At 66.6% G+C, this 19,989-nt stretch carries 20 protein-coding genes and 2 riboswitches; of the genes, 13 read left to right on the forward strand and 7 right to left on the reverse strand.

The window, feature by feature from the left end; translation table 11 throughout:
* The first annotated feature begins 48 nt into the window (after positions 1–48).
* Genes K9B35_RS04595 through K9B35_RS04610 form a run of 4 tightly spaced genes read left to right on the forward strand, consistent with a single transcriptional unit; the run spans position 49 to position 4,158 of the window.
* A complete protein-coding gene (locus tag K9B35_RS04595) occupies positions 49–1,203 on the forward strand; it encodes an isovaleryl-CoA dehydrogenase (protein ID WP_224920639.1) in 1,155 nt (384 codons plus the stop codon).
* A complete protein-coding gene (locus K9B35_RS20265; RefSeq protein ID WP_224920640.1) occupies positions 1,200–1,757 on the forward strand; it encodes a HEAT repeat domain-containing protein in 558 nt (185 codons plus the stop codon). Before K9B35_RS04595 ends, K9B35_RS20265 begins: the two co-directional genes overlap by 4 nt.
* A 41-nt stretch (positions 1,758–1,798) precedes the next feature.
* On the forward strand, positions 1,799–3,418 hold the full coding sequence (locus K9B35_RS04605) for an AbgT family transporter (RefSeq protein ID WP_224920641.1): 1,620 nt from the start codon (positions 1,799–1,801) through the stop codon (positions 3,416–3,418).
* Positions 3,415–4,158, forward strand: coding sequence for a hypothetical protein (locus K9B35_RS04610; protein ID WP_224920642.1), 744 nt, complete (start codon positions 3,415–3,417; stop codon positions 4,156–4,158). Before K9B35_RS04605 ends, K9B35_RS04610 begins: the two co-directional genes overlap by 4 nt.
* 1 nt (position 4,159) lies before the next feature.
* On the opposite strand, the gene K9B35_RS04615 is transcribed toward K9B35_RS04610, so the two are convergent.
* Positions 4,160–4,498 (reverse strand): DMT family protein, encoded by a 339-nt coding sequence (locus K9B35_RS04615; protein ID WP_224920643.1) that lies wholly within the window; start codon positions 4,496–4,498, stop codon positions 4,160–4,162.
* 48 nt (positions 4,499–4,546) lie between these two features.
* On the opposite strand from K9B35_RS04615, the gene K9B35_RS04620 reads away from it, so the two are divergent.
* From K9B35_RS04620 to K9B35_RS04630, 3 genes are read left to right on the forward strand one after another with little or no spacing between them, the layout of a single operon-like run.
* On the forward strand, positions 4,547–6,148 hold the full coding sequence (locus tag K9B35_RS04620) for a carboxyl transferase domain-containing protein (protein WP_224920644.1): 1,602 nt from the start codon (positions 4,547–4,549) through the stop codon (positions 6,146–6,148).
* Positions 6,149–6,150: 2 nt separating this feature from the next.
* Positions 6,151–6,405 (forward strand): hypothetical protein, encoded by a 255-nt coding sequence (locus tag K9B35_RS04625; protein ID WP_224920645.1) that lies wholly within the window; start codon positions 6,151–6,153, stop codon positions 6,403–6,405.
* Positions 6,402–8,345, forward strand: coding sequence for an acetyl/propionyl/methylcrotonyl-CoA carboxylase subunit alpha (locus K9B35_RS04630; protein WP_224920646.1), 1,944 nt, complete (start codon positions 6,402–6,404; stop codon positions 8,343–8,345). The genes K9B35_RS04625 and K9B35_RS04630 overlap by 4 nt, the downstream gene beginning before the upstream one ends.
* A 405-nt stretch (positions 8,346–8,750) precedes the next feature.
* Here K9B35_RS04630 and K9B35_RS04635 read toward each other — a convergent pair whose 3' ends face one another.
* On the reverse strand, positions 8,751–9,512 hold the full coding sequence (locus K9B35_RS04635; protein WP_224920647.1) for a class II aldolase/adducin family protein: 762 nt from the start codon (positions 9,510–9,512) through the stop codon (positions 8,751–8,753).
* A gap of 91 nt (positions 9,513–9,603) precedes the next feature.
* A riboswitch (yybP-ykoY riboswitch) is annotated at positions 9,604–9,783 on the forward strand.
* A gap of 10 nt (positions 9,784–9,793) precedes the next feature.
* Between K9B35_RS04635 and K9B35_RS04640 the strand changes: the two genes are divergently transcribed.
* Positions 9,794–10,360, forward strand: a complete 567-nt coding sequence (locus K9B35_RS04640) for a TMEM165/GDT1 family protein (protein ID WP_224921098.1) — start codon at positions 9,794–9,796, stop codon at positions 10,358–10,360.
* Here the strand turns inward: K9B35_RS04640 and K9B35_RS04645 are convergent.
* From K9B35_RS04645 to K9B35_RS04665, 5 genes are all read right to left on the reverse strand, one after another.
* A complete protein-coding gene (locus K9B35_RS04645) occupies positions 10,357–11,124 on the reverse strand; it encodes an ABC transporter ATP-binding protein (protein ID WP_224920648.1) in 768 nt (255 codons plus the stop codon). The two genes, K9B35_RS04640 and K9B35_RS04645, sit on opposite strands and share 4 nt — an antisense overlap.
* Positions 11,121–12,107, reverse strand: a complete 987-nt coding sequence (locus tag K9B35_RS04650) for a FecCD family ABC transporter permease (protein ID WP_224920649.1) — start codon at positions 12,105–12,107, stop codon at positions 11,121–11,123. The genes K9B35_RS04645 and K9B35_RS04650 overlap by 4 nt, the downstream gene beginning before the upstream one ends.
* Positions 12,104–12,940, reverse strand: coding sequence for an ABC transporter substrate-binding protein (locus tag K9B35_RS04655; protein WP_224921099.1), 837 nt, complete (start codon positions 12,938–12,940; stop codon positions 12,104–12,106). The genes K9B35_RS04650 and K9B35_RS04655 overlap by 4 nt, the downstream gene beginning before the upstream one ends.
* Entirely contained in the window at positions 12,940–14,877 is a 1,938-nt protein-coding gene (locus K9B35_RS04660) for a TonB-dependent receptor plug domain-containing protein (RefSeq protein WP_224920650.1), read from the reverse strand. The genes K9B35_RS04655 and K9B35_RS04660 overlap by 1 nt, the downstream gene beginning before the upstream one ends.
* A 180-nt stretch (positions 14,878–15,057) precedes the next feature.
* Positions 15,058–15,278, reverse strand: a riboswitch (cobalamin riboswitch).
* Between the two features lie 97 nt (positions 15,279–15,375).
* Complete coding sequence (locus K9B35_RS04665) at positions 15,376–15,936, reverse strand: DUF1993 family protein (protein ID WP_224921100.1); 561 nt, start codon at positions 15,934–15,936, stop codon at positions 15,376–15,378.
* Between the two features lie 112 nt (positions 15,937–16,048).
* Between K9B35_RS04665 and K9B35_RS04670 the strand changes: the two genes are divergently transcribed.
* The 5 genes from K9B35_RS04670 (at position 16,049) to K9B35_RS04690 (ending at position 19,960) form a co-directional block, all read left to right on the forward strand.
* On the forward strand, positions 16,049–16,480 hold the full coding sequence (locus K9B35_RS04670; protein WP_224920651.1) for a hypothetical protein: 432 nt from the start codon (positions 16,049–16,051) through the stop codon (positions 16,478–16,480).
* A gap of 293 nt (positions 16,481–16,773) precedes the next feature.
* The gene (locus K9B35_RS04675; RefSeq protein WP_224920652.1) at positions 16,774–18,120 is read left to right on the forward strand and encodes a PepSY-associated TM helix domain-containing protein; all 1,347 of its coding nucleotides are present in this window, start codon (positions 16,774–16,776) and stop codon (positions 18,118–18,120) included.
* A gap of 20 nt (positions 18,121–18,140) precedes the next feature.
* A complete protein-coding gene (locus K9B35_RS04680; RefSeq protein ID WP_224920653.1) occupies positions 18,141–18,857 on the forward strand; it encodes a superoxide dismutase in 717 nt (238 codons plus the stop codon).
* Positions 18,858–18,873: 16 nt separating this feature from the next.
* The gene (locus K9B35_RS04685) at positions 18,874–19,359 is read left to right on the forward strand and encodes a copper chaperone PCu(A)C (protein WP_224920654.1); all 486 of its coding nucleotides are present in this window, start codon (positions 18,874–18,876) and stop codon (positions 19,357–19,359) included.
* Positions 19,340–19,960 (forward strand): SCO family protein, encoded by a 621-nt coding sequence (locus tag K9B35_RS04690; RefSeq protein ID WP_224920655.1) that lies wholly within the window; start codon positions 19,340–19,342, stop codon positions 19,958–19,960. Before K9B35_RS04685 ends, K9B35_RS04690 begins: the two co-directional genes overlap by 20 nt.
* Positions 19,961–19,989: the final 29 nt, after the last annotated feature.

Raw genomic sequence — 19,989 nt, forward strand, 5'->3', positions numbered from 1 at the left:
GCGCGCATCGGGCGCTAGGATGGCGCAAAATATGTTCAGGAGAGCGCCATGAGCCTGCCCCAGATGGATTTCGCACTCGGCGAAACCGCGGACATGATCCGCGAAACCACCGAACGCTTTTCGCGCGAACAGATCGCGCCGCTCGCCGCAAAGATCGACGCCGACGACTGGTTCCCGCGCGAAGAACTCTGGGCGCCGATGGGCGAACTCGGCCTGCACGGCATCACCATCGCGGAGGAAGATGGCGGCCTCGGCCTCGGCTATCTCGAACATGTCATCGCGTGTGAGGAAGTCTCGCGCGCCTCGGCCTCGATCGGCCTGTCCTACGGCGCGCACTCGAACCTGTGCGTCAACCAGATCGGCCGCTGGGCGAACGCGGAGCAGAAGGCGAAATACCTCCCCAAGCTGATCAGCGGCGAACATGTCGGCAGCCTCGCCATGTCCGAAGCCGGCGCGGGCAGTGACGTCGTCAGCATGAAGCTGCGCGCCGAGCACAAGGGCGACCGCTACGTCCTCAATGGTACCAAATTCTGGATCACCAACGCCGCCTATGCCGACACCTTGGTCGTCTATGCCAAGACCGGCGAAGGGTCGCGCGGCATCACTACGTTCATCATCGAAAAGGGGATGAAGGGGTTCGAGATCGGGCAAAAGATCGACAAGATGGGCATGCGCGGGTCGCCCACCGCCGAACTCGTCTTCACCGATTGCGAAGTGCCGGAAGAAAACGTCATGGGCCCGCTCAACGGCGGCGTCGGCGTGCTGATGAGCGGCCTCGATTACGAACGCACCGTGCTGGCCGGCATCCAGCTCGGCATCATGCAGGCCTGCCTCGACGTCGTCCTGCCATACCTGCGCGAACGCCAGCAATTCGGCCAGGCGATCGGCAGCTTCCAGCTGATGCAGGCCAAGGTCGCCGACATGTATGTCGCGCTCAATTCCGCCCGCGCCTATGTCTATGCCGTGGCCAAAGCATGCGATGCGGGCAAGACCACCCGCTTCGACGCCGCCGGCGCGATCCTGCTCGCCTCCGAAAACGCCTTCAAGGTCGCGGGTGAGGCGGTGCAGGCACTCGGCGGCGCGGGCTATACCAAGGACTGGCCGGTCGAACGCTTCCTGCGCGACGCCAAGTTGCTGGACATCGGCGCGGGGACGAATGAAATTCGCCGCATGCTGATCGGACGGGAGCTTGTGGGAGCGTGAAGAAGGTCGATTGGTGCCAACTTGCGACCGACCTTGAGACCATCTGCCAGACGCGTGGCGGGTGGACCGAACGGGGTGGAACGGACGTTGCCAAGAGGGCGCTGATCGAAATTCTTGGCGAGGACGTGCTGGTAAACGCCGTTGATCATGCCGTCACCTTAGCGCCTGGATCAGAGCTCGCGGTATCCGTGCTCAGTTTGCTCCAGCCACGGGCAGCGATGGCGCGGTGCATAGAGGTTTTCAGAACATCGACTGACCCTGAGACGGCAGCAGGAGCGATCTGGCTGTTACAGCGCATTGCGGATCGCAGTGCTGTTGAGTGGCTTCCAGAGGTTCTTTCTAGCCCAAATGCTCTTGTCCGCGCTTGGGGCATCGGAATCGTGGACCACCTGCTTATCGCCCAGGGCGTGATTGAACTGCATGAGGCCGAGCCATTTATCGAGGCAGGGCTGCGCGACGCGGAAGAGACAGTGCGAGAGCGAGCCAAACAAGTCTTGGAGATGATCGAACACGAAGAAATGGTGGAAAAGAGACGGCTTGGCCAAGCCTCATAAATCGCCCTACCATTGCGCCTTTATTCTGATCTGGAGACGACATGACTGACATCGCCGCCACCGACGACGCCGTCTCGCGCCGCCAGCGCGGTTTCCTGGGCTTTGTCGAGCGGGCGGGCAATTTGCTGCCCGAACCAACGATGATCTTCGTCTACCTCATCATGGCGCTGATGGCCGTCAGCGCGATCGGCGACTGGGCCGGATGGTCGGCGTCACTCCCCTATACCGGCGACGAAGCGCCGACCGGCGCGACGCTGGAGGGCGGGGTGCTCACCTACACCGCCGCCAGCCTGTTCTCCGAAGCCAATATCGGCCGCCTGCTGGTCGACATGCCGCGCACGATGAGCGGGTTCGCGCCGCTCGGCCTGATCCTCGTGATCATGCTCGGCGCAGCGGTGGCGGAGCGGTCGGGCATGTTCTCGGCCCTCATCCGCGCCAGCCTCGCCAACGCGCCGCGCGCGATCCTTACGCCGATCGTCGCGATCATCGGCATGGTGTCGCACCACGCCTCCGACGCCGCCTATGTCGTGTTCATCCCGCTCGCCGCGATCGTCTATGCCGCGGCCGGGCGTCACCCCGTCGCAGGGCTAGCCGCCGCCTTTGCCGCCGTGTCGGGCGGCTATGCCGGCAACATCACGCCGGGCCAGATCGACGTCCTGCTGTTCGGCTTCACCCAGGAAGCGGCGCGGATCGTCGAGCCGGGCTGGATGATGAATCCGGTCGGCAACTGGTGGTTCATCCTGTCGATCGTCATCGTCTTCACCCCCGCCATCTGGTTCATCACCGACAAGGTGGTTGAACCGCGCCTCGGCAATTGGGGCGGGGAGGCGGATGCCGAGGTCAAGGCCGAGCTCGCCCGCTCCGAAGTCACCGCCGACGAACGCCGCGGCCTGCGCCGCGCCGGCCTCGCCGCGCTCGCGGTCATCGCGCTCTACGCGATCCTCACCCTCGCACCCGGCTACACCCCGCTGATCAACGAGGCGGCGGAGGGGACGGCACAGCTTCAGCCCTTTTACGGCGCGCTGATCGCCGGCTTCTTCCTGATGTTCGTCAGCTGCGGCATCGCCTTCGGCACCGCCACCGGATCGATCAAGTCCGCCGACGACGTCACCCGCATGATGCGCGAAGGCATCGCCAGCCTCGCGCCCTATATCGTGTTCGTGTTCTTCGCCGCGCATTTCGTGGCGATGTTCAACTGGTCCAATGTCGGCCCGATCATCGCGATCAACGGCGCCGAAGCACTCCAGACCTTCGCGCTTCCCGCGCCGATCCTGCTGGTCAGCGTGCTGCTGCTGTCGTCTTTCCTCGACCTGTTCATCGGCTCGGCCAGCGCCAAATGGAGCGCGCTCGCGCCGGTCGTCGTGCCGATGTTCATGCTGCTCGGCATCAGCCCGGAAATGACCACCGCCGCCTATCGCATGGGCGACAGCTACACCAACATCATGACCCCGTTGATGAGCTATTTCCCGCTGATCCTCGCCTTTGCGCGGCGCTGGGACGGCTCGTTCGGCGTCGGCTCGCTGCTCGCGCTGATGCTGCCCTATGCGCTGACCTTCATGACGCTCGGTATCTCGATGGTCATCGCCTGGGTCGCGCTCGATCTGCCGCTCGGGCCGGGGGCAGGGGTGTTCTACGCCCCGCCCACCGGCACCGCCCAATGAGCGCCACCGCCGACCCGCTGCTCGACCTCGGCACCGCATTGTTCGAGGATCTGTACCGCCCGCTCGACAGCGGCCGCTGGTCGCTACACCCCCCGGCGATGGTGCTAACGCGCGGCTATTGGAGCCCGCCGGCTCTGGTCAACAATGTCCGCGCGCTGACCCGCGACGGCGACACCTGGATGTCGCTGACCCCGCTGGAATTCGAAAGCCAGGCGATCGGCGTCCACTACGCCACCGGCCATGTCGCGATCTTCGGTCTCGGCATGGGCTGGGTCGCCGCCGCGACCGCGCTGCGCGACAGCGTGACGCAGGTAACCGTGGTTGAGCGCGACCCCGACGTAATCGCGCTCCACGCCGAACTCGACCTGTTCGCCCGCCTGCCGGGAGGGGCAGGGGACAAGATCCGCATCGTTGAGGGCGACGCGCTCGCCTGGCGCCCCGACGCCCCGGTCGATCTGCTGATGCCCGATATCTGGCTCCCCTTGGTCAGCGACGGCCGGGTCGAAGAGGTCCGCCAGATGCAGGCCAATGTCGCGGCCAGCAAAGTCTATTTCTGGGGGCAGGAAATGGAGATCGCCCGCCACGCCCGCGCCGCCGGAATCGACCTCGACGCTGCCGGTGTAGCTCAGGTCATCGCCGGCTTCGGCCTCCCGCTCGTCGGCCCCGACCTCCCCGACTATCCCGACCGCATCCGCGCCGCCGCCGACGCATGGATGCACGACCGCTGGCTGCCCGCGTGAGCTATTTCCCCACAAACAGAAACGCGACGGCGGCCATGATGCACGCGAACGCGGCGAAGTGGCGCCAGTGCAGCGCCTCGCCCAGCACCGCGACCATGAAGATGCCGAACACGGTCAGCGCAATCGCCTCCTGCGCGATCTTCAGCTGGCCCGGCGTCCACCCGGCCAGAAAGCCGACCCGGTTCGCCGGCACCGCCAGGCAATATTCGAACCCGGCGATCGCCCATGAAATCAGGATCACCGTCAGCAACGGCTTCTCCAGCCCGCCTTTGCCGAGATGCCAGTACCACGCGATCGTCATGAATATATTCGACGCGATCAGCAGCAGGATAGTCGCCATGAAAACTCCCTTCGCCCCGCTCTGCGCGCAGCACGCGGGAGGCGCAAGATGAGCGGCCCGGTCCTCAAGTCGATCCTCTCCCCTGAGGACGAGGCCTTCCGCGCCAACGCCGCGCACAACCGCGCGCTGGCCGACAAGCTCCGCGCCGATGTCGCCACGGCAGCACTGGGCGGCAACGAAAAGAGCCGCGAACGCCACACGGCGCGCGGCAAGCTGCTCCCGCGTGAGCGCGTCGAGCGCCTGCTCGACCCCGGCGCGCCCTTCCTCGAAATCGGCCAGCTCGCCGCCTGCGACATGTATGATGGCGAAGTCCCCGGCGCGGGCGTGATCGCCGGCATCGGCCGCGTCTCCGGCCGGACCTGCATGATCCTGTGCAACGATGCGACGGTAAAGGGTGGCACCTATTACCCGATGACGGTAAAGAAGCATCTGCGCGCGCAGGAGATTGCGGAGGCCAACCGGCTGCCGTGCATCTACCTCGTCGACAGCGGCGGCGCGAACCTGCCGCACCAGGCCGAAGTCTTCCCCGACCGCGACCATTTCGGCCGCATCTTCTTCAACCAGGCGAATATGAGCGCCAAGGGCATCCCCCAGATCGCCTGCGTCATGGGCAGCTGCACCGCGGGCGGCGCATACGTCCCCGCGATGTCCGACGAAAGCGTGATCGTGCGCAAACAGGGCACGATCTTCCTCGCCGGCCCGCCGCTGGTGAAGGCCGCGACAGGTGAGGAAATCAGCGCCGAGGATCTGGGCGGCGGCGACCTGCACGGGCGCAAATCGGGCGTGGTCGATCATGTCGCCGATAATGACGAACACGCGCTGACCATCGTCCGCGACATCGTCAGCCACCTCCCCGCCGACCGCAAGCCCGACATCGAACTCCGCGACCCGCGCCCGCCCAAATTCGACGCGGAGGAGCTGTACGGCATCGTCCCCACCGACGTCCGCGCGCCATACGACGTCCACGAGGTCATCGCGCGGCTGGTCGACGGCAGCGAATTTCACGAGTTCAAGGCGCTATACGGCACCACGCTCGTCTGCGGCTTCGCGCATATCTGGGGCATCCCCGTCGCGATCCTCGCCAACAACGGCGTGCTGTTCAGCGAAAGCGCGGTCAAGGGCGCACACTTCATCGAACTCGCCTGCCAACGCCGCATCCCGCTGCTGTTCCTCCAGAATATCAGCGGCTTCATGGTCGGCGGAAAATATGAGGCGGAGGGCATCGCCAAGCACGGCGCCAAGCTCGTCACCGCCGTCGCCACCGCCAGCGTGCCCAAGATCACCGTGCTGATCGGCGGGTCATTCGGTGCCGGAAACTACGGCATGTGCGGCCGCGCCTATTCCCCCCGCTTCCTGTTCAGCTGGCCCAACAGCCGCATCAGCGTGATGGGCGGCGAACAGGCGGCATCGGTTCTCGCCACCGTCCACCGCGACGCCGCGAACTGGTCGCCCGAAGAAGCCGAAGCCTTCAAGGCCCCCATCCGCCAACGCTACGAAGACGAAGGCAACCCGTGGCACGCGACGGCGCGGTTATGGGACGACGGCATCATCGACCCGGCCCAGACCCGCGACGTGTTGGGCCTGGCGTTCGCGGCAACGCTCAACGCGCCGGTGGAAGAGGGGACGCGCTTCGGCGTGTTTCGGATGTGAGGATGGCCGACGACCTATCGACGTTGACCGAGCGCGAGCGCCACATGTTGTTCGCTTTGGCGTTGATGGTCGGCCAGTATCTCGAAGACTTCGACACAGGCGTTCTGGACAATCAGTGCATGGGGGCGGGCGAGGAAGCGTTCAAAGTCCTGGCCGCATTCGGCTTGATCGAAGGCGACGCGCGCTCCGCAACTTGGACCGAAGCAGGCCAGCGCCTGCTGGACATGCCGTTAAATCAAAAGGCTTTTCCGGGATGATCACCTCCCTCCTCATCGCCAACCGCGGCGAGATCGCCTGCCGCATCATCCGCACCGCCCGGCAACTCGGTATCCGCACCGTCGCGGTCTATTCCGACGCCGACGCCAACGCGCTCCACGTCCGCAGCGCGGATGAAGCGGTGCATATCGGCGCATCCCCCGCGCGGGACTCCTATCTGATCGGCGAACGCATCATCGCCGCCGCCAAGCAAACCGGCGCCGCGGCGATCCATCCCGGCTATGGCTTCCTCTCCGAAAATGCGGAGTTCGCCGAAGCCGTGCAGGCCGCCGGCCTGATCTGGGTCGGACCCAACCCCGACAGCATCCGCGCCATGGGCCTCAAGGACGCGGCCAAGAAGCTGATGCAGGACGCCCGCGTCCCCGTCACCCCCGGCTATCTCGGCGAAGACCAGTCGCCCGACCGCCTGCAATTCGAAGCCGACCGCATCGGCTACCCCGTGCTGATCAAGGCGGTCGCGGGTGGCGGGGGCAAGGGGATGCGCCGCGTCGACGCCGCCGCCGACTTCGCCGACGCACTCGCCAGCTGCCAGCGCGAGGCCGCGTCCTCGTTTGGCAACACCCAGGTGTTGATCGAAAAATACATCCTCGCCCCGCGCCATATCGAGGTGCAGGTGTTCGGCGACAGCCACGGCAACATCGTCCATCTGTTCGAACGCGACTGCTCGATGCAGCGCCGCCACCAGAAGGTGATCGAGGAAGCCCCCGCGCCCGGCATGGACTCGCTAACCCGCGCCGCCGTGTGCGACGCGGCGGTCAAGGCCGCCCGCGCGGTCAACTATGTCGGCGCCGGCACGATCGAGTTCATCGCCGACGCTTCCGAAGGCCTGCGCGCCGACCGCATCTGGTTCATGGAAATGAACACCCGGCTGCAGGTCGAACATCCGGTGACCGAGGCGATCACCGGCGTCGATCTGGTCGAATGGCAGCTGCGCGTCGCCAGCGGAGAACCGCTGCCCAAGCGGCAGTTCGAAATTTCGATGGAGGGATGGGCGATGGAGGCGCGGCTCTATGCCGAAGACCCGGAAAAGGGATTTCTGCCGAGCACCGGCTCACTCGATTATTTCGCGCTGCCGCACGGCATCCGTGTCGATACCGGCGTCGCCGAAGGGGCGACGGTCAGCCGGTTCTACGATCCCATGATCGCCAAGCTGATCGCGACCGGTTACCGCCGCGATGCGGCGCGCGAGCAACTCGCCGAAGCTTGCAAGAACATCCGGGTACAGCCTGTCCGGACGAATGCGGAGTTCCTGGTGCGTCTGTTGGAGTCGCAGGCCTTCGTGGACGCGGAGATCGACACCGGCCTGATCGAGCGCAACCTCGATACGCTTGTCGAACGCGAAGCGCCGGATGCGCAGCTGCTTTCGGCTGGCGCGCTGCTTCTGCTCGCCGCACCGGATAAGGGGCTGGCCGCACAGCCGCTGCTTTCCGGCAAGGGAAACCGCGAATGGGTGGTGTCCTCGGGCACGCAGTGGAATCCGCTCTTCGGCTTCCGTTTGAATGCGGCGGCAAAGCGCACCGTGCGTCTCGCCGTGGACGGCCGGCCCATGGAGATCGACCTGGATGCCACGGGGCCGGTCGAGCCCAGCCGCTATGACATCGATGGCGATAGCGTCTGGGTTCAGGCCGAAGATGGCGTTGCGGGGCATCGTTTTTCGTTCCCGCTCTCCGCCGCGTCCCAAACCATCGGCTCCGCCGGCGACGGCGCAATCCTCGCCCCGATGCCGGGGCGCATCGTCTCGGTCGAGGTCGCTGAGGGGCAGGCAGTCACCGCCGGCCAGAAGCTGCTGGTGCTCGAAGCGATGAAGATGGAACAGGCGCTACTCGCCCCGTTCGACGGCGTGGTCGAAACGCTCACCGCAACCCCCGGCGCGCAGGTCCAGGTCGATACGCTGCTGGCGAAGGTGGTGAAGGCGGAATAGCAGCCGCTTAGGTCAACGCATAACCAATAGCCGTCGCCCCGGCGCAGGCCGGGGCCGCCAAGTTTGGCGCGTATCGCTATCCTTCTGGCGGCCCCGGCCTGCGCCGGGGCGACGGCGGGCTGCCTAACCAGCGCCTGCAAACCTCCGACATTCCCCACAGCAAAAGAAACACGCCGCCCGAGACCCACGGCGCGTTCCCCCGCGACATGTTCGCATCGCCGATTCAACCACCCAGCGCCGAATCACCCCGCCACGCCGAACAAGCGATCCAAACACCCCGCCCGCAACCGCCAAAAACCCGCAGAAAACTGCGGCCTACAGCCCCACACCTTTCCTACAAGAACCCATTTGGCTAAAATACACTCTCACAAACCAACCGAAAATGAGAATGTTCACACATGTCGCCTATTCCCGCCAGCTCCGGTCCACCCGATCCACCAACCGCACCATCGCCGCAAAATCCGCCGCGCCCGGCCCGCCCGGAACCTGCGCCATATGCAGGTCGCGCTGGTGCACCGCGACCACCTCCGGCGACACGGTCAGCGGCGTGCCCATCGACAGCGTCGCCAGCTGGATCTCGCACGCGCGCTGCAGCGACCAATGCTTGATGAACGCCTCGGGCAATGTCCGTCCCATCGCGACGATGCCATGGTTGCGCAGCAGCAGCATCCGCTTGTCGCCCAAATTCGCGACCAGCCGCGCGCCCTCTTCGTCGCGCACCGTCACACCCTCGAAATCATGATAGGCGATCTGCCCGGCAAAGTTGCACGCGTAGAAATTGATCGGCTGCAACCCGCCTTCGAGGCTGCTCACCGCCATCCCCGCCGTGGTGTGCGTATGCATGATGCAATGCACATCGGGCAGGTTGCGATGGAACACCGCATGCTGGACGAACCCCGCGCGGTTGACCGGATAGGGGCTGTCGTCGAGCTTGTTGCCGTCAATGTCGATCTTGACCAGGTTCGATGCCTTCACCTCGCTGAAATGCAGGCCGAACGGGTTGATCAGAAAGCTGTGATCCTCGCCCGGCACCTTCAGCGTGATGTGGTTGTAGATCATCTCCGACCAGCCAAGATGATCGAACACGCGATAGGCGGCGGCGAGCTGCTGGCGCGCCTCCCACTCGGCGTCAGACATCACGCGGGGCGCAGCAGCGGCAGTAGCCATGATCCTCTCCATTTTTCGTGGTTGCGGTATGTATGCCATGATCGGATGCTTCAGGGCAACTTGCGCTGCGGCGCAGCATGGGCTAGGGGCCGCAACAGTCATCTGGGGAGTAGCCAGCCGTCTTCGGACGGGCCTTCGCGTCAACATACTTGGTCGAGAGACCATGGTGCGAGGGGAGCCGGAAACGGTTCGGGCGAGACCAATGGCGCCATAGTTTCCGTCCGGCCGGGCGGGAAGCTGTGGTGTCGTTGGAAATTCTCGCGCCCGGCCCGGAGACGATCTTGGAAGCCTTTCTCACCTCCACCGCCGTCGTCGCGCTCGCCGAAATCGGTGACAAGACGCAATTGCTCGCGATCCTGCTGGCAACGCGGTTCAAGCGGCCCTTGCCGATCGTGGCGGGCATCCTCGTCGCCACCCTCGCCAACCATTTCCTCGCGGCGCTGGTCGGGCAACAGGCGGCGGCGCTGCTGGAGGGGGTCTGGTTCCGCTACCTGATCGCCGCATCCTTCATCGCGATGGCGGCATGGACCCTGGTCCCCGACAAGATCGACGATCTTGAGGACAAACCCGCGCGCTTCGGGCCGTTCCTGACCACCACCGTCGCCTTCTTCCTCGTCGAAATGGGCGACAAGACTCAGATCGCGACCGTCGCGCTTGGCGCGCGCTTTGCCGAGGTCGGCTGGGTCACGGCGGGCACCACGCTTGGGATGATGCTGGCGAATGTGCCTGCGGTCTATCTCGGCAACGAACTGGTCAAGCGCGTGCCGATGAAGACCGTGCGGATCGTCGCGGCGCTGCTGTTCCTCGCGATCGGCATCTGGGTGCTCGTCCAGACGCTGCGGGGTTAATCCAGGAAGCGGATCGTCGGCCCATATTCGTCGCGGACGATCCGCACCTGCACATCGTACAGCGCCGACAGCGTCTGATCGCGCATCACCTCGTCCGTCCGCCCGGCGGCGATGATCTTCCCCTCACGAACCGCCACCACGTCATCGGCAAAGCGGAAGGCGAGGTCGATGTCGTGGATCGCCATCACCACCGTCCGCCCCGCATCGGCGCGCGCGCGTAGCCGGCGGGCGGCGTCGATCGCGTGGCGTGGGTCGAGATCGGCGGTGGGCTCATCGACGATCAGCAGCTCGGGATCGCCCACGATCGCGCGGGCGAGCAGCACGCGGGCCAGCTCGCCGCCCGACAGATCGGTCGCCGGGCGATCACGCAACGCCAGCAGGTCGCAGTCCTCCAGCGCACGCTCGATCGCGGGCAGCAACGCAGCGGGCAGCCCGCCAAATGCCGGAAGCTGGGGCAGCAGGCCGAGCGCAACCACCCGCTCAACGCTGATCGGCCAGTCCACCCCAACCCGCTGGGGCAGATAGGCGCGCCGCCGCGCCAGCTCCTGCCGCCGCAGCGCGGGCAGGGTGGTGTCACCCAGCCGGACGCTGCCGCGCTCCGGCGTCAGCAGCCCCGCCGCGACCTCAAGCAGGCTGGACTTGCCCGCGCCATTGGGGCCGATTACCGCAGTCAAGCGCCCCGCCGCAAACCGCGCGTCGACGCCATCCAGCACCAGCCGACCGCCGCGCCGCAGCGTGATCGCTTCGAGGGTGAGTACGGTCATGGCGTCCGACTCCGCATCCGCAGCACCAGCCACAGGAAGAAGGGCGCCCCGACCAGCGCGGTGAACACGCCCAAATGGATCGGGCTGTCGAGCCGGATCAGCCGCGTCGCGATATCGGCGGCAGTCAGCAACGCCGCCCCCGCCAATGCTGCCGGGACCAGCGTCGCGGCGGGGCGATGCCCGACGAAGGGCCGCACCAGATGCGGCGCGACCAGCCCGATAAAGCCGATTGTGCCGACCACGGCGGTCGCTGCGCCAACACCCAGCCCGGTGCCCGCAAGCGCCAGCAGCCGCGTCCGCCGCACATCGACGCCAAGGCTTTCGGCCTGCAACTCGCCCAGCGCCAGTGCGTCGAGCGATCGCGCCGTGGCAAGCAGTGCGCCACCACCGAGCAGGATCAGCGGCGCGGCCAGCATGATCTCCTCCCAACCGCGATTGGCGAGCGAACCCATCAGCCAGGTCATGATCTCATAGGCCGCATAGGGATTGGGCGCGAGGTTGAGCGCGAGGCTGATGCCAGCGCCCGCAAGGCTCGAAATCGCCGCGCCAGCGAGGATCAGCGCCAACGTCCCCCCGCCGCGGGCAAGCAGCAGCGCCGCAAACCCCGCCGCCATCGCTCCGGCCAGCCCCGCCAGTGGTGCAGCAAGCGGAGCCACCGCTGCCAGCCCGTAATAGATCGCGATCACCGCGCCGAGCGACGCGCCGCCCGAAATGCCGAGCAGCCCCGGCTCGGCCAGCGGATTGCGCAGCAACCCCTGCAGCACCGCGCCCGACAGCCCAAGGATCGCGCCGGTCAGCACGCCGAGCAGCATCCGTGGCAGGCGGATTTCGGTGATCACCACGCCGGTCAGCCGCGCGGTCCCGGTCGCTTCCCGGCCCAGCCATCCGGCATAATCGAGCCCCAACGTGCCGATGCCGAGCGAGATCAGGCCCAGCACGAGGGTCAGCACTACCAGCACCGGGATCAGCAACCGCCCGCTCATCGCGCCGCCTCAAGCTGATCGCGCAACTCCGCCGCCGCCCCGGCGATCAGCGGCGTGCCGCAGATATAGGCGCGCGGGCTGACGCTGACCTGCCGTCCGGCCCAGCGCTTGCGCACCAGCGGATGCCGTGCAACGCGATCGCGCAGGCTATGCCCGACCACGCCGCCAACGGGCGCGACCAGAATATCGGGGTTCAGCGCCAGCAGCGCCTCGACATCGGTGCCTGCCACGCCTTCCTTCACCGCATTGCGCGCCCCCGCCGCGTCGAGCACCGCGTCATACAGCGCGCCCTCGCCGCGCGAGAGCCCATCGCCGCTCCACGACGCGACGCGCAAATTGAGGGCCGGGCGGCGCGCCAGATCGGCGAGCCGCGCATCCATCCCGGCGATCAGCGCCTCGCCGCGTTCGACGGTGCCAAACTGCGCGGCGAGCGTGCGGACGGTCGCACGGATCTCGTCGAAGCTCTGCGGCTGCGCCACCTCGATCATCGGAAAGCCGAAGCGGCGCAGCGCCGCGCGGGTTGCCGCAGAGCCAAAGCTGTCGGCGACGATCAGGTCCGGCTGTTGCCGCACCACATCCTCGATCTCGCCGCGATTGACCGCCACGTCGCGCGCCCGCGATGCCATCAGTGACAGCAACGGATCGCGCGACAGCCAGGTGACCGACGCGATCCGCTCGGGCGGGAGCAGCATCAGCACCAGCTGGTCGGTGCACTGGTTGATCGACATCACCCGCATCGGCACAGCGTCTTGCGCACGCGGCGGCGGAGCGCTGCCGGCCGAAACCGGCAGCGCCAATACCGCGATCGCCAGCAGGATGCCGGCGCGTCGCATCACAGCTTTACGCGCACGCCGGCGAACGCGCCGATGCCAGGCGTCGCAAAGCTGAACACCTCTTCGTAATCGACGTCGAACAGATTCTCGACCCGGCCGAACAGCTGCACCTTCTCCACCACATCGAACGCGACGTTGAGGTTCACCAGTGTGTACGGCTTCATCGACACCCGCACCGGGTTGTAGCTGGGGTCGGTGAAGGCCACGTCGGTCATCCGCCCGTTATGCCGCACGGTCAGCGTGGTCGAAAGCCGCTCGTCGCTGGAGATATAGGTCGCGTTGAAGCTCGCAATGTCGCCCGGACGGCGCACTTCCTCGATGCCATTCTCCTTGGCATTGAGATGCGTGTAGCTCGCGTCGAGCCGCAGCTGCGGGATCGGCCGCGCACTCGCGAACAGCTCAACGCCATGCTGCTTGGACAGGGTCGTGCGGTTGGCCGGCGTCGCGACATAGGTCGGGGCGGGGTAGGTGGTGTAGATCTCGCCCTTCAGCGTGGAATCGAAGTAGGTCGCGCCGAGGGTCACGCTATCGTCGGCAAAGCTCTGCTCGATCCCGGCTTCCCAGCCTTCCGACTTTTCCGGCTTCAAGTTCGGGTTGCCGATGTAGCGCCCGTCCGAAAAGCCGTAGAGCTCGTAATAGCCGGGGTTCTTGACGCCGGTGCCATAGGCGCCGCGCACGCGCGTGCCGGTGGGCAGGCGATAGCTGCCCTGCACGCGCCAGGTGGTGGCGTCGTCAAAGCGGTTATTGTCGTCGTGCCGCACCGATGCACCCGCCGCAAAGCCGCCAGCGGTCAGCTCATACTGCGCGACCAGGCCGAGATTGTCGGTGTTGCGCTTGCCGGTAAAGGCGTCGAACGGCGATCCGCTGCCCGGCGTCGTGTTGCGGAACTCTTCCCGTTCCACATCGACCGCGCCGGTCACGCGATGGGTAACCGCGTCGCTACCAAAGCGCAGGCTCGACACCAGCGAGCCCTTGTAGCGCTGCGCCTCGCTGCCGAAATCGACATCGTCTTCGTTGCGGTACATCGTGCGCTCGCTGTCGGCGAACTGGCCCGACAGTGTCGTCGTCCAGCGCCCGTCGAGCGCGGTGAATGCGGCGCTCAGCAGGCCGTACAGGCCGTGATTGCGCTGGTGCATCCCGGGCGTGTCGACGGTGTAGCCGAAGGTCGGGCTGGCGGGGTTGCCGTCGCTGGCGTTCGCATCGGAATCGCTGACGCTATACCGCAGCACGCCGGTCAGCGTCAGGCTGTCGGTCGGCGTCCAGTTGAACTTGCCGCTCAATGCGCCGCTTTCCGATCCGACGCTGCGGGTGCCGCCACGTGCGGTGGGGGTGCCATCGGTCAGATAGCCGGTCGCCGACAGCGCATAGTCGAAGTCACCCGATACGCCCGCCGCGCGTGCTGCCGCGCTGACCGTGCCGAACGAACCGCCCTCGATCCGCGCGCTGAACCCCGGCGCCTCACGGCCCGACAGCGTCAGATAGTGGATCACGCCACCGATCGCGTCGGAGCCATAGAGCGAGGATTGCTGCCCGCGCAGCACCTCGACCCGCGCCGCGCTGTCGGCGAGCAGCCCGCTGAAATCGAACTCGCCCTGAAACGCGTCGGATACTTCGATCCCGTCGATCAGCGCCAGAACGTGATTGCCCTCGGTCCCGCGAATACGGATCTGCGTCAGCCCGCCGATCTGGCGGCTGACCGCAACGCCCGGCACGTCGCGCAAGACGTCGGACAATGTGCGGGTCTGGCGCTGCTCCAGCGCCTCGGCGTCGATCACGGTGACGGACGCGCCGACCTCGTAGATCGGAACGCCTTCGCCCGAACGCGATGCGGTGACGACCACCATCTCGCTGGCGTCTTCGGCAATGACGGTCTCGCGCGCAAAGGCGGGCGATGCCGCAGCGATGGCGAGCGTGGAAACGGACAACAACTTCAACATGGGAAACTCTACCCCCGGCGCCGTGCAACGAGGGCAGGGGCCTGCCGTCCAGTCCGAACGGCCGGTATGCACGCGCCAGCCGGGCGCATGAACGCCTGACGCACGACACCGACGCGGCCCCCGCCGCTTGGTTCGTCGCTCAGACGGAGGACCGTGCCGCGGCCATTCCCTGGACCAAGGCAAGAGCGACCATGCGCCGGCAGGTCTCCTGGCTCGCGGGTCAGGGCTTGATGCACGGCCTTCCCAGACGAATGTCCAGTGGCTGCTCCCCCGAAAGGAGCCGGTGCATCGCGCTCACCGCTTACAGTTGCAGGGACAGCTGCGGATTTGGACGGCAAAGGCCGCCCGCACCGCATTCCCGTTTAAGCCCCTTTCGGGGCACCGGCGCGATCATGAAACACGGGGTCGCCCCCGTGTCTCGAGCGGGCCTCTACGCCCGCATCGGGGTTCCGGCAAGCCTTATATAAAGGATTCTTTATATCATGGTTGCGCTAGCGTTTATGCGCCGGGCGCGGTGCCGGGGCGCAGATAGGCGAACATGTGCGCGACATAATCGACCTTGCCCAGTTCCACTCCCTGCGCGCGCAGGATCGCGTAAGCGGTCATCAGGTGGAAATAGAATTGCGGCAGCGCCCAGTCGCGCACGAACTGCTCCGCCGTCAGATCGAACACCATGCCCTGGGGCAGGGTGTGCGCGATCGGCGCAGCCGGATCGATCGCGGGCATGTCGCCGCGAACCTGATCGAGCAGCGCCAGCGTCTGGGCGATGCGGGCGCAGGCATCGGCGATCGTGCCGGGGCGATCTCCAGCGGTGCGGCCCTCATCCAGCAATTCGGCGATGGATGCGGGAAACGCCTCGCCGCGCAGCCGATACACCCCCTCCTGCGCCTGCACGCAGGCAAACCGGATCTGGGTCGCGAGCGGGAACATGTCGGGCGCCAGCCGTGCAGACATCAGCGCGTCGGTGACGCCGTCCTGCGCCTCGGCCTTGCGCAGCCAATCGGACAGCGCGGCCAGCATCTGGACATAGGTGGGGATGATCAGGTCGGGCAGCGTCACGCGGTTTTCCTCAGCGGCAATGGGCATTTACCGATGCACGCGATCACACCGGCGCGGCAACCGAAAAGCGGGCGATGAGCGCATTGCCGGAGGCGTTCGCGCGTCAAACCGCATGACACGCAAATCCCGCGCCGCTACAGGCGTCGGCATGGCGGGCTGGATCCGGAACGCGCGCGGCGCACGCAGCATCCTTGTGGTGCTGTTCGCGCTCGTCCTGGCGATCCGCGTGGCGATCCCGACCGGCTTCATGCCGACCCACGCGCCGAACGGCATCGTCATTTCGGTGTGCACCGGGATGGGCGAGGCCAAGGCGTTTCTGCCGATCGAGAAGCCCGGCGATCAGGACCGCCACAGCAACGCCGAAAGTCCGTGCACCTTTGCCGCCGGCCTTGGTGGCGGGCTGCTCGCGCCAGCCACGGGCGATCCCATGCTGGCGATCGCACCGGCCTATGCGGGCGTAGCATCGCGCGCTCCCGCCCACCGCACCGTCCATCGCCTCGCGGCCCCACCACCGCCGTCCCAAGGGCCACCCGCGCGCGCCTGACAGCCGCGCGGCCGACATCAGTCTGCCGCCTGACCGTGCGGGGCGCCTGACGCCTCGCGCTCCCGCGCCATCGCATCCGCGACCGGCGCACGGCGAATGGAATTCAACATGTCGATGTTCAACCGGGCAGGGAGTGCCCGAACTCTCAGGCTGCGACGCGTGCGCCGGTTGGCCTGGCTGCTGACCCTGATCTGCATTGTTGGCCAGGTGGGCGAGGCTGCCTTGCATGCACCCGCCCATGCGACACCCGCGCTAATCGCGCCGAGCGCTGACCGTGATGGAGCGCGCTTGGCATGGTAAGCCCCGTAAAGGCGGCCCGCGGCGCGCTGTACCGCACCTTGTGGCGCTGGCATTTCTACGCCGGCCTGTTCGTGCTGCCCTTCATCCTAATCCTGTCGGTCACCGGCGCGATCTACCTGTTCAAGCCGCAGATCGATCGGTGGGAGGAGCGGGCCTATCTGGCGCAGGGCGTGCAGGGCGCGGTGTCGCCCGACCGCCAGCTCGCGGCTGCGCTCGCCGCCTATCCCGATGCGCGCTTCAACCATTACCGCCTGCCGCGTGAGCCGGGCGATGCGGCGATGGTTCAGCTCGGCCTTCCCGATGGTCGCGTGACCGAGGTGTTCGTGTCGCCGCAGGGCGCGGTGCTGGGCAGCATCGATGCCGGGACTCGCATTTCTGACATCGTCGCGATGATCCATGGCAGCCTGTTGCTGGGCAAATGGGGCGACTGGTTGGTCGAGCTCGCGGCAAGCTGGACGATCGTGATGATCCTGACCGGCCTGTATCTGTGGTGGCCGCGCCCGTTCCGCGCGGCGGGCACCTTCTGGCCGCGGCTTTCGCTGCGCGGCCGGCCGCTGCTCAAGGATATCCACCGCGTCACCGGCTTCTGGATCGCGGGGTTGGTGCTGGTGATGCTGGCCAGCGGCCTGCCCTGGGCCGGTGTATGGGGCAGCGCGTTCAAGGCGGTCCGCGCGCAGATGGGCTGGGTGCAGGGCGGCCAGAACTGGAAAGTGGGGGCAGGCGCCGATCATGCTGCGCACGACCACGACCATGAAGCGATGCTGCGCGCCGCCGCGGCCCCGCGCCCAACGACCCTGCCGCTATCGACCTTCGTCACGCGGGCGGACGCACAGGGAATGGCGTTCCCGGTGCTGGTGATCCCGCCGCACGCGCCGCAGCGGTTCGGGCCGCCAACCGGCAATGTCTGGACGGTCAAGACCGAAACCCAGAACCGCCCGCTGGCGCGGCAGGTGACCTATGACCCGGTCACCGGCACCGAAACCGGGCGCAGCGGCTTTGCCGATCGCCATGTCATCGATCGCGTCGTGAATACCGGCATCGCCTGGCATGAAGGACAGTTGTTCGGCCTCGCCAATCAGCTGATCGGTGTCGCCACGACGCTGGCGCTGATTGCGATCAGCGTGCTCGGCGTCCTGATGTGGCTCAGGCGACGGCCCGCCGGCACGCTGGGCGCGCCACCCGCCAGCGATATGCGGATGCCGCGCACAATGGTGGTTGCGATCGTCCTGCTCGGCTTCCTACTTCCGCTATTCGGCGCATCGCTCATCGCGATCCTCGCCGTGGAGCGGATCATCCGCTTCATCCGATCGGGCCGCGCTGCCCGGTCACCGCGTTCCTGAGTGCAATGAGGAGAAGTTCCATGTCCATCCGTTTGACCGGCCTCGCCGCCATCATGGCATTCACCCTGCCCGGCGCAGCACTGGCGCAGCAAGCCGCGCCAGCAACTGCACAACGCGCGGCGTTCACGCTGCCGCCGCTGCCCTATGCCGCCGACGCACTCGATCCCGCGATCGATGCCCAGACGATGACGATCCATCACGGCAAGCATCATCAGGCCTATGTCGACACGCTGAACAAGGCGGTGAACGAGACCCCGGCACTCGCCGGACAGACCCTCGAGCAGCTGGTGGCCAAGGCCGGTACGTTGGCGCCGGTCGTCCGCAACAACGCCGGGGGGCATTGGAACCACAGCTTCTTCTGGCAGACGATGGCACCCGTCGCCCAGAGCGGCGCGCCGTCGCCCGAACTCGCCCGCGCGATCGATGCGCGCTTCGGATCGATGGACAAGTTCAAGGCGGCGTTCAAGGCGGCGGGGACCGGCCGGTTCGGTTCGGGTTGGGCCTGGCTGATTGTCGGTCAGGACGGCAATCTCGCCATCACGTCCACCCCTAATCAGGACAATCCGCTGATGGACGTGGCAGAGGTGAAGGGGACCCCGATCCTCGGCAATGATGTGTGGGAGCACGCCTATTACCTCAAATATCAGAACCGCCGCGCCGACTATCTCGACGGCTGGTGGCAGGTCGTGAACTGGAAGACCGTGTCCGACCGCTACGCCGCCGCGACGGCACGCTGACATGCAGGGGGCACGCATGAGCATTTCCCGCACCCTCGTGGCCGGCGCCCTGGCGCTGGCCGCGGCAACCCCGGTCGTTGCGCAAAGCGTCAAGCGCGGCGACCTCAGCATCGCGACGGCGTGGACGCGCCAGACCGCGCCGGGTCAGACGAATGGCGGTGGCTTCATGACCATCACCAATGCCGGGGGCCAGGCCGACCGGCTGGTCGGCGGCAGCTCCCCAGCGGCGGCCAAGGTCGAGATCCACACCATGTCGATGGACGGGGGCATCATGCGGATGCGTCCGCTGCCCGACGGGCTGGCGGTGCCGGCGCGGGGCCGGCTCCAGCTGAAGCCCGGCGGCTATCACATCATGCTGATCGGGCTGAAAGCGCCACTGAAGCTGGGCACCACCGTGCCGCTGACCTTGCGGTTCCAGCGCGGCGGCGCGGTGACGGTCCAGCTCAAGGTCGAAGCGATCAGCCATGGCACGGGGGCGGGCGATGTCCACAAACACCACTAGGTCGGGACTGGCGCGGCTTCGGATCGTGCTGTGGGTCGGTGTCGCCATTGCGGCGATCACCAGCGGTGCGCTGTATCTGCTGCGAGAGCGCGAACCCGCGCTCTCGCCCGCGCAAAGCTATGCCAGCGCGTTTGGTGGTAAGTTCGAAATGGTCGACCAGACCGGGCGCACCGTCACCGACCAAACCCTGCGCGGCCGTCCCTATGTGATCTTCTTCGGCTTTACCCGCTGCCCCGATGTCTGCCCGACGACGCTTAGCCGCATGGCGGCGCTGCGCAAGCAGATGGGCGCGGATGGCGACAAGTTCGACATCGTCTTCGTCTCGGTCGATCCCGAACATGACAAGGCCAAGGACATCGGCGGCTATCTCGATCTGTTCGGCACGCCGATCATCGGCCTGACCGGCACCGACGCGCAGATCGCACAGATCGCCAAGGCGTATCGCGTCTATTACGCCAAGGTGCCGGTGGCGGGCGGTGACTATACGATCGACCACACCGCATCGGTGTTCCTGATGGACGGAGAAGGCCGCTTCGTCGCGACGATCGACCACAAGGAGGACCAGAAGGTCGCGCTGGAGAAGCTCAAACGGCTGATCTGACCAGGCAATTGCCGTACCGTCACAGCCGT

It is taken from the genome of Sphingomonas sp. R647, assembly GCF_020177055.1.
GTDB lineage: Bacteria > Pseudomonadota > Alphaproteobacteria > Sphingomonadales > Sphingomonadaceae > Sphingomonas.

What these genes read in the sequence shown, in the direction of transcription:
- K9B35_RS04645 (WP_224920648.1), bottom strand. Translation starts at nt 11,124, where the DNA reads ATGACCGTACTCACCCTCGAAGCGATCACGCTGCGGCGCGGCGGTCGG.
- K9B35_RS04620 (WP_224920644.1), top strand. Translation starts at nt 4,547, where the DNA reads ATGAGCGGCCCGGTCCTCAAGTCGATCCTCTCCCCTGAGGACGAGGCC.
- K9B35_RS04690 (WP_224920655.1), top strand. Translation starts at nt 19,340, where the DNA reads ATGTCCACAAACACCACTAGGTCGGGACTGGCGCGGCTTCGGATCGTG.
- K9B35_RS04675 (WP_224920652.1), top strand. Translation starts at nt 16,774, where the DNA reads ATGGTAAGCCCCGTAAAGGCGGCCCGCGGCGCGCTGTACCGCACCTTG.
- K9B35_RS04650 (WP_224920649.1), bottom strand. Translation starts at nt 12,107, where the DNA reads ATGAGCGGGCGGTTGCTGATCCCGGTGCTGGTAGTGCTGACCCTCGTG.
- K9B35_RS04615 (WP_224920643.1), bottom strand. Translation starts at nt 4,498, where the DNA reads ATGGCGACTATCCTGCTGCTGATCGCGTCGAATATATTCATGACGATC.
- K9B35_RS04635 (WP_224920647.1), bottom strand. Translation starts at nt 9,512, where the DNA reads ATGGCTACTGCCGCTGCTGCGCCCCGCGTGATGTCTGACGCCGAGTGG.
- K9B35_RS04605 (WP_224920641.1), top strand. Translation starts at nt 1,799, where the DNA reads ATGACTGACATCGCCGCCACCGACGACGCCGTCTCGCGCCGCCAGCGC.
- K9B35_RS04610 (WP_224920642.1), top strand. Translation starts at nt 3,415, where the DNA reads ATGAGCGCCACCGCCGACCCGCTGCTCGACCTCGGCACCGCATTGTTC.
- K9B35_RS04660 (WP_224920650.1), bottom strand. Translation starts at nt 14,877, where the DNA reads ATGTTGAAGTTGTTGTCCGTTTCCACGCTCGCCATCGCTGCGGCATCG.
- K9B35_RS04625 (WP_224920645.1), top strand. Translation starts at nt 6,151, where the DNA reads ATGGCCGACGACCTATCGACGTTGACCGAGCGCGAGCGCCACATGTTG.
- K9B35_RS04685 (WP_224920654.1), top strand. Translation starts at nt 18,874, where the DNA reads ATGAGCATTTCCCGCACCCTCGTGGCCGGCGCCCTGGCGCTGGCCGCG.
- K9B35_RS04670 (WP_224920651.1), top strand. Translation starts at nt 16,049, where the DNA reads ATGACACGCAAATCCCGCGCCGCTACAGGCGTCGGCATGGCGGGCTGG.
- K9B35_RS04630 (WP_224920646.1), top strand. Translation starts at nt 6,402, where the DNA reads ATGATCACCTCCCTCCTCATCGCCAACCGCGGCGAGATCGCCTGCCGC.
- K9B35_RS04680 (WP_224920653.1), top strand. Translation starts at nt 18,141, where the DNA reads ATGTCCATCCGTTTGACCGGCCTCGCCGCCATCATGGCATTCACCCTG.
- K9B35_RS04595 (WP_224920639.1), top strand. Translation starts at nt 49, where the DNA reads ATGAGCCTGCCCCAGATGGATTTCGCACTCGGCGAAACCGCGGACATG.
- K9B35_RS04655 (WP_224921099.1), bottom strand. Translation starts at nt 12,940, where the DNA reads ATGCGACGCGCCGGCATCCTGCTGGCGATCGCGGTATTGGCGCTGCCG.